We start from the raw sequence: 7,904 nt of genomic DNA, 5'->3' as shown, positions 1-7,904 counted from the left end.
GCGCGTCGTCATCGTCGGCGGTGACTTGGTCGCCCTGGAATTGGCGGAATTCCTTGCCGGCCGGGGCCGGTCGGTGGCCATCCTCGAAGCCGGCAAGGAGATCGCGCCCGAGGTGGGCAACAAGCGCAAGACCGAACACATGGATCGTCTCGACCGGCTGGGCGTCACCGTGCACGTGCGCGCCGTCACCGAACGCATCACCGCCGACGCGGTGGAGTTCACCCCGGCCGGTGCAACCACCCGGCGCCTGGCCGCCGACAGCGTCGTGCTGGCGGGCACGGTCGAGCCGGACACCACACTGTTCGACGCCCTGGTCGACGCCCTGCCCGACGCGGAGGTGCACGCCGCCGGCGACTGCACCGGACTGGGCCTGATCCGCAAAGCCACCGAGGAAGGCGCGCGCGCCGCGTGCGCAATCTAGTGACAGGAGAATAGAAATGACCGAAACCGAGCAATCTCAGGCGTCGCCGGCCCTGGCCGCGTCGCAGTCGTCGTGGCGGTGCGTCCAGGCGCACGACCGCGAGGGGTGGCTGGCGCTGATGTCCGAGGACGTCGTCATCGAGGACCCGATCGGCAAGTCCGTCACCAATCCCGACGGCACCGGGGTGCGCGGCAAGGAGGCCGTCGGCGCGTTCTTCGACACCAACATCGCCGCCAACCAGCTCTCGATCACCTGCGAGGAGACCTTCCCGTCGAGTTCACCCGACGAGATCGCCCACATCCTGGTGCTCAACAGCAAGTTCGAGGGCGGCTTCACCAGCTCGGTGCGCGGCGTGTTCACCTATAAGGTCAACGACGCGGGACTGATCACCAACATGCGCGGCTACTGGAACCTGGACATGATGCAGTTCGGCAAACAGGACTGAGTCGTCGCTCGGGCCGCGGCGATCCTCCTAGCGGCGCGTGAAGATCAAATGCGTGACGCCGCTCGGGCTGCTCACCGACTCCAGGTCGAATCGCTGTTCGAGGCCTTCCAGCCCCGTCCACAACGACTCGCCGCGCCCCAAGATGATCGGCACCAGCGCGATGTGCATGTGGTCGACGAGATCGGCTTCGAGGAATTGGCGGACGCTCGACGGTCCCCCGCCCAGGCGAATGTCGCTGCCCCCGGCGGCTTTTCGGGCCATCTCAAGGGATTGGCTGGGACCGGCGTCGATGAAGTGGAAAGTGGTGCCACCGTCCATCTCGATCGGGGGTCGTGGGTGGTGCGTGAGCACGAAGACCGGTGTGTGAAACGGCGGCTCGGAGCCCCACCAGCCTTTCCATTCCTCGCCGCCGTCTTGGCCGGTCCATGGTCCGCGCTGTGGCCCGAACTTGTTGCGCCCCATGATCTCCGCGCCGATGCCCGACGCCCATTGGCTGGCCAGGGCGTCGTCGATGCCGGTGGCCCCGCCCGACTCGCCGTGCATGGCGCGGAAGGTCCGCGTCGCGAAGAACCACTCGTGTAGCCGTCCGCCGGCGTGCCCGAACGGCGCGTCCATGCTTTGGCCGATACCGGTACCGAAGCCGTCGAGGGAAATCGAAAAGTTGTGCACGCGCACTCGTGACATGGTGAGATCTCCTGAATCCATCCGCGTTGTGGGGCGTCGCAGGATTGACCCGAGATGGCGGCCGAACTCATCGGTACGTCGCCGAGGTTGCGTCACGGCGCGTGGCGCGCGGGCGACCACAGCCGCTGGCGCAATGTCAGCGCACCTATGCTGGGCCCATGGCGTCGATCTTCACCAAGATCATCAACCGTGAACTTCCCGGCCGCTTCGTCTACGAGGACGACGACGTCGTCGCGTTCCTGACGATCGAGCCCATGACGCAGGGCCACACGCTCGTGGTGCCGCGCGCCGAGCTCGACAATTGGCAGGACGTCGACGGCCCGGCCTTCGCCCGGGTCATGGCCGTGAGCCAGCTGATCGGCAAGGCGGTGTGCAAGGCGTTCAGGACCGAGCGGTCCGGCCTGATCATCGCCGGGCTCGAGGTGCCGCACCTGCACGTGCACGTCTTCCCCACCCGCAGCCTCAGCGACTTCGGCTTCGCGGGAGTGGACCGCAACCCGTCGGCGGAATCGCTAGATGAGGCCCAGGCCAAGATCAAGGCGGCGCTGGTTCAGTTGACGTGAACGGGCTCATGCGCCGGCACGTCACTGATGCGCGGCAGCGTCACCCTGAAGCGGCAGCCCTCGCCGGGCGCGGTGGTCACGCTGACCACGCCGCCGTGCGCGCGCACCAAGGAGTCGACGATGGATAGCCCCAGCCCGGTACCGCCGCTGGCGCGGGCCCGCGACGAGTCCGTCCGATAGAACCGCTCGAACACGCGCGACGCGTCCTCCTGGTTCATGCCGGGACCCTGGTCCACCACTTCGAGCACGGCGTCCGCGCCGTCGGTGCCGACCCGCACGGTGACGTCGGCGCTTTCCGGTGTGTGTTGCAACGCGTTGGCGATCAGGTTGCTCAACACCTGCCGGATCCGCGCCTCGTCACCGAGCACCTCCGGGGTGCCGGGCCCGTCCAGGACCTCCATGGTGATGGTGCGCTTGGGGTCCATCGCCTGCCCATCGTGCACGGCATCGCTGGCCAGCGCCAGCAGATCCACCCGATGGTGTTCGAGCGGTCGTTGCACATCGAGGCGGGCCAGCAGCAGCAGGTCGTCGACCAGTAGGCCCATCCGGGAGGCCTCGCTTTCGATCCGCGACAACAGCATCGCGACGTCGCGGGTGGCGCCCTGGCGATACAGCTCGGCGAAGCCGCGGATGGTCGTCAGCGGGGTGCGCAGTTCGTGGCTGGCGTCGGTGATGAACCGCCGCATCCGGTCCTCGGAGCCGCGCGCCTTCTCGGCCGAGGACTCCGAGGACGCCAGCGCCTGCTGAATCTGCGCCAACATTCCGTTCAGCGCGAGCGAGAGCCGGCCCACCTCGGTGCGCGGATCACGTTCTGGCACACGGCGATCCAGTTGGCCCGACGCGATCGCCGCGGCGGTCTGCTCGACCTCGGCCAGCGGCCGAAGGCTGCGCTGCACCACCGCGAAGCTGGCGATCCCGACCACGACCAGCACCGCCACCCCGATGCCCATCTGCAGCCACACCAGCGAGCTGACCGTGTGCTGGACGTCGGACAGGTCGATCGCGACGGTCGTCAGCCCGTGCGGGCCGTGCACCGAGACGGCCCGCCATTGAATGTCCGAGCCGTTCACCGACGGCAGCGTGGTCGGGTTGGGGCCGACGTCGTTGTTGGGCGGTAACGCCGGTTCGGCGTTGCGGTCGTTGATGGCGGTGAACGGGGTCCCGTCGATGCTGACGCCGCGGACGTAGAACTTCGACGGCGGCCGGCCCGGGTCGGGACCTTCGTACGGCGGCGGCGACCGGCGCCGCGGGTTCTGCGCCCAGCCCCGGGACGCATCGAGCAGCGTGGAGTCGATGCGGCTGATCAGGCTGTGCCGCAGGATCGAGGTCACCGCAATGCCGGACACGGCGAGGCCGCAGGCGACCAGCGCCAGGGTGGCGGCGACGAGCCCTATCCGAAGGGGCAATCCGCGTCGAGGCTTCGTGACCATCTACCTAACTTCTTCTACCGCCGCCGGCCGCGGGCCCGCTCAGCGCGGTTCCCGCAATACGTAACCGACTCCGCGCAGGGTGTGCAGCAGCCGCTTCTCGCCGGTGTCGATCTTGCGACGCAGATACGACACGTAGGACTCGACGACATTGACGTCACCTCCGAAGTCATAACGCCACACGTGGTCGAGAATCTTCGGCTTGCTCAACACGGTGCCGGCGTTGATCACAAAGTAACGCAGCAGCGTGAATTCGGTCGGTGACAGCGACACCGGTTGCCCGGCCTTCCACACCTCGTGGGTTTCTTCGTCGAGTTCGATGTCGGCGAAAGACAGTCGCGCGCTGCGCGGTTCGGCCCCGCCCTTGCCGGCGCGGCGAAGGATGACCCGCAACCGGGCCACGACCTCCTCGAGGCTGAACGGCTTCGTCACGTAGTCGTCGCCACCCAGCGTCAGGCCGGCGATCTTGTCCTGCAGGGAATCTCGGGCGGTCAGAAACAGAGCGGGGGCATCGATGCCGTCGGCGCGCAGCCGGCGCAGCACGCCGAACCCGTCCATGCCCGGCATCATCACGTCGAGGATGACCGCGTCGGGCCGGGCCTCGCGGGCCCGATCGAGGGCCTGGGCGCCGTTGGTTGCGGTGTAGACCTCGAAACCCTGGAATTTCAGACTGACCGAGAGCAGCTCGACGATGTTGGCTTCGTCGTCGACCACGAGGACGCGAGCCTCCGGTTTGGTGTCGTTGGGGGTTGCCGATGTCATCAGATGCTTCTGTCCCTTGCTTGAACGTTTGCTATGCGAAGGTTGTGTACTTCCTGAAAGCTCAGTGCCAACCGTCTGATAGTAGTCTGCCAGGAATCATCGCATTGCCTTGGGACGTAACGGGCTTGCCCAGCTTGCGTCGCGAATAGACTCGAGGAATGAACCTCGCCAGAAGCATCGTGTCGGCCGCGACGGCGCCCGCCCGGGTCGGGCTGGCCGCCGCCGATGCGAGCCTGAGCGTCGCGAGCACCGCCGTCGGCGTGGCGAAGCGAGCCCTGGGCGACGGCGGGACCGCCGGCACCAACGCGATGACCTCCATGCTGGGGATCGACGACGCGATCATGCGGGCCAACCGGCTGGCCAGGCTGCTCGACGACGACGCCCCGCTGGGCCGGGCGGTGGCCCCGGACGGTCCGATCGATCGCTTGCTGCGCCCGGGCGGGGTGGTCGACCTGCTGACGTCGGAGGGCGGGTTGCTGGACCGGCTGACCGCCGAGGGCGGCGCCTTGCATCGCACGCTGCAGCCCGGCGGGCTGGCCGATCAGCTGGTCGCCGAGGAGGGGCTGATCGAGCGGCTGCTGGCCGAGGACGGGCTGGCTGACCGGCTGCTGGCCGAGGGCGGCCTGGTCGACAAGCTGACCGCGAAGAACGGACCGCTGGATCAGCTCGCCGACGTCGCCGACACCCTGGCACGGCTCACGCCCGGCATGGAGGCGCTCGAGCCCGCCATCGCCACGCTGCAGGACGCCGTCATCGCGCTCACCATGGTGGTCAACCCGCTGAGCAACATCGCCGACCGGATTCCGCTGCCGGGGCGTCGGCGCCCGTCGTCGCGGGCGGTGCGCTCCGCACGCGTGATCGACAGCGACCAGTGACCGATTAGGCTGGGCACGGTTTTACCCCCGCCTCCTTAGCTCAGTGGTAGAGCACTCGCCTTGTAAGCGAGCGGTCGTCAGTTCAATCCTGACAGGGGGCTCCAACGTTCGCTGCCGCGTCCGCGTGGCTGCCCAGCGCCAGCGTGCCAACATTTGCTCACACTCTCATCGAGTCGCTCCGCCAGAGCGACCAACCCGAGTCGCACAAACCTGCGCACCGGTCGAAAGTCATTGCAGCGGACAGCCACCAATCGGCGATCGACCACCACGGGAAAGCCCTGATAACACTCTATTTTGTCTGAAATGCCGCGTATTCCAAGTACACGCGCGATGGCCATGATATGAAGCGACTAATCGTTGGTGAGCAATAAATTGCCATTCTCTATCGGCCGCCTAACCAGCGAGGGGGGTCAAAAAGTCGGCCTGATAAGCGTAACCCCCGGGGGGGTCAGGATGACGGCTGCTGCAACTGCGCCGCGAGCCTTGCTGCTGCGGCTCCTTCGCCCGTCGACACGGGTGAACCCGTATCCCGTCTACCGCGAGCTCCGAGAGCATGGACCGCTGCATGTACCCTCGGCCAACCTCACGGTGTTCAGTTCGTTCCGGGACTGCAACCAGGTGCTACGGCACCCCGCGTCGGCCACCGGGATCATGTTCGCACGGCAAGAGATCGCTGCCGGTGCCCAGCTGCGGCCGTTCGGCCAAACGGGGTTTCTGTCCCTCGCCCCGCCGGATCACGCCCGGTTGCGCCAGCTCGTCGGCAAGGCCTTCGCACCGAAGGTTGTCATGGCGCTCGAACCAGAAATCCGCAAGCTGGTGTCTTCCCTCCTTGACGATGCTGAAGCCGGGGGCACTTTCGACGTGATCGCTGACCTGGCCTACCCACTACCGGTAGCGGTGATCTGCCGGCTGCTGGGCGTGCCGATCGAGGACGAGCCGGAGTTCAGCCGGGCGGCGGCGCCGCTGGCGCGACTGGTCGACCCGTTCATCACGTTCTCCCGCGACCCGGACGCGTCCGAGGAACGGAAGCGGGCAGGACTGTGGCTGCACGAATACCTGCGCAACCTGATGCAGCAGCGCCGCCGTGCGCCCGGTGAGGACCTGATATCCGCATTGATCGCTGTTGAGAAGTGCGGTGACCAGCTCACGGAGGAGGAAATCATCGCGGCCTGCGCTCTGATACTCATCGCCGGGCACGAGACCACAGTGAACCTTATCGCCAACGCGATCCTTGCGATGCTGCGTCATCCGGGCCAGTGGGCCGCACTGGGCGCCGATCCGGGGCGGGTGTCAGCGGTGATAGAGGAGACGCTGCGGTACGACCCACCGAACCAGCTGATGGCCCGAATCGCGGGTGTTGACATGACGATTGGCGATGCCCAGGTGCCGAAAGGCGGCATCATGCTGTTGTTGCAGGCCGCCGCCCAACGCGACCCCGACGTCATCGAAAGGCCCGACGAATTCGACCCGGACCGAGAAACGATTCACCACTTGGCGTTCGGGCACGGTCCGTCCTTCTGCCTCGGCGCGCCGCTGGCCCGGCTCGAAGCGTCGATCGCGTTGTCGGCGGTGACAGCGCGCTTCCCAAGCGCACGCCTTGATGGTGAGCCGCTGTACAAGCCGAACGTCACGCTGCGCGGCATGTCGAAGCTGACCGTCGCGGTCTGAACTCGCTCCCGGCGAACGTGCGTGTCGCTAACCGCGACGTCGGCGGCGACCCATTACGGCTGACCCGGGATGACGTCCAGACCGCCTTGAATGTCCTGCAGCTTCCCCTGGATGCCCTGCAGATCCCGTTGGATGTCCTGTAGATCGGACAACGATTTCTGATAGTCCGGCTGTGTCGGGTCCGGCGCGGTGGGTCGCGACTGGGGGCAGTACGCGACGATGGCTCCCGCGGTGACCTTCGCGCTTTGATCCGCGTCCCAGACCGACCTGCGCTGCACGAACCCGGCCGCGTCCGCGAAATTCGGTTGGTGCGCCAAAAAGTCGCACACGGCGTGCCCCTGGCTCATCACGTAGTCCTGGCTGGGAACGGGCACCCCCTCGCGCTTCAGCGCGCCGATGAAGGCCGCGTCGACGGCGCCGATCGCCGGGGCGGATGCCTTCGGCGCCACGGGCGGGGCAGGCGCGGCCGCGGGCGGGGTGTCCTCAGGCTGGGCAGCCGAATCGTGGTGGCGCAGCGCGAACATCACCGCCACCGCGGCGACGACGGCCACCAGGGATAGCGGTAAGGCCGCGAACAGACCCAGGCGGCGCAGCGCGGCGATTTTCCGTCGCCGCGCTGCGATGGTGCGGGCTTCGCTCTCCCGCGACCGGACGGCGCCGGCGACCTCGCTCTCCCAGGCGTCGAACGCAACGACCTCGGGCGTCCCCGCCCCCTGGGCCAGGATTTCGTCGAGCAGTTGGTCGGCCTCATGCGACGACAGCTGACCGCCCTGCTCGCGGATCTGTTGGCGCCGCAGCGCGATGAGCCGCAATTCCGAATCGATCTTCTCGCGGTCGCGCATATCAACCAGTTTGAGAGCGTCGCGCCGTTGTTACAACTCCCGATAAGTAGATGGCCGTCACCGCATTGATGTCACAGGCGCTCATGCGAAAGACTCGGTTAAGCCGGCCAGCCGCAGCCGTGGGATTCGAGGCAAGGGATGGACGTGATCACCGTGAGCCGTAACCGCATCGGGCCGCTCGTCGTCGGCGCGATCGCCTTCGCGCTCGTCGGTTGTT

General features: G+C 67.2%; 9 protein-coding genes and 1 tRNA gene. 6 read left to right on the top strand and 4 right to left on the bottom strand.

All coding sequences use genetic code 11. The features are described 5' to 3' along the window. A partial coding sequence (locus tag DQP58_RS24995) for an FAD-dependent oxidoreductase (protein WP_165827951.1) occupies positions 1 to 421 on the top strand: 421 nt, incomplete at its 5' end. 16 nt (positions 422 to 437) lie between these two features. Then, positions 438 to 866 (top strand): ketosteroid isomerase family protein, encoded by a 429-nt coding sequence (locus DQP58_RS24990; protein WP_112710781.1) that lies wholly within the window; start codon positions 438 to 440, stop codon positions 864 to 866. Positions 867 to 893: 27 nt separating this feature from the next. On the opposite strand, the gene DQP58_RS24985 is transcribed toward DQP58_RS24990, so the two are convergent. Further along, complete coding sequence (locus DQP58_RS24985; RefSeq protein ID WP_112710782.1) at positions 894 to 1,550, bottom strand: dihydrofolate reductase family protein; 657 nt, start codon at positions 1,548 to 1,550, stop codon at positions 894 to 896. A gap of 158 nt (positions 1,551 to 1,708) precedes the next feature. Here DQP58_RS24985 and DQP58_RS24980 point away from each other — a divergent pair, with 158 nt between their 5' ends. After that, complete coding sequence (locus DQP58_RS24980) at positions 1,709 to 2,113, top strand: HIT family protein (protein ID WP_112710780.1); 405 nt, start codon at positions 1,709 to 1,711, stop codon at positions 2,111 to 2,113. Here DQP58_RS24980 and DQP58_RS24975 read toward each other — a convergent pair. After that, on the bottom strand, positions 2,101 to 3,543 hold the full coding sequence (locus DQP58_RS24975; RefSeq protein WP_112710779.1) for a sensor histidine kinase: 1,443 nt from the start codon (positions 3,541 to 3,543) through the stop codon (positions 2,101 to 2,103). The genes DQP58_RS24980 and DQP58_RS24975 overlap by 13 nt on opposite strands. Positions 3,544 to 3,582: 39 nt before the next feature. Continuing rightward, positions 3,583 to 4,302 carry a two-component system response regulator PhoP gene (gene phoP, locus DQP58_RS24970; protein ID WP_066864000.1) on the bottom strand — a complete coding sequence of 240 codons (720 nt, stop codon included), beginning with the start codon at positions 4,300 to 4,302 and terminating at the stop codon, positions 3,583 to 3,585. 158 nt (positions 4,303 to 4,460) lie between these two features. On the opposite strand from phoP, the gene DQP58_RS24965 reads away from it, so the two are divergent. The 3 genes from DQP58_RS24965 to DQP58_RS24955 all read left to right on the top strand — a co-directional run bounded on the left by DQP58_RS24965 (position 4,461) and on the right by DQP58_RS24955 (position 6,845). After that, complete coding sequence (locus DQP58_RS24965; protein ID WP_067019336.1) at positions 4,461 to 5,177, top strand: hypothetical protein; 717 nt, start codon at positions 4,461 to 4,463, stop codon at positions 5,175 to 5,177. Positions 5,178 to 5,206: 29 nt separating this feature from the next. Further along, positions 5,207 to 5,281 (top strand) — tRNA-Thr (locus DQP58_RS24960). Between the two features lie 349 nt (positions 5,282 to 5,630). After that, positions 5,631 to 6,845: a cytochrome P450 gene (locus DQP58_RS24955; RefSeq protein ID WP_112710778.1), complete on the top strand. Its 1,215-nt coding sequence runs from the start codon at positions 5,631 to 5,633 to the stop codon at positions 6,843 to 6,845. A gap of 53 nt (positions 6,846 to 6,898) precedes the next feature. On the opposite strand, the gene DQP58_RS24950 is transcribed toward DQP58_RS24955, so the two are convergent. Then, complete coding sequence (locus tag DQP58_RS24950) at positions 6,899 to 7,687, bottom strand: DUF732 domain-containing protein (protein ID WP_112710777.1); 789 nt, start codon at positions 7,685 to 7,687, stop codon at positions 6,899 to 6,901. Between the last annotated feature and the right edge of the window lie 217 nt (positions 7,688 to 7,904).

Origin of the sequence: Mycobacterium colombiense (assembly GCF_003284975.1) — a bacterium.
Taxonomy (GTDB): domain Bacteria; phylum Actinomycetota; class Actinomycetes; order Mycobacteriales; family Mycobacteriaceae; genus Mycobacterium; species Mycobacterium europaeum_A.
Note: the sequence above shows the minus strand (reverse complement) of the source record. Positions and strands in the feature narration are given on the sequence as shown.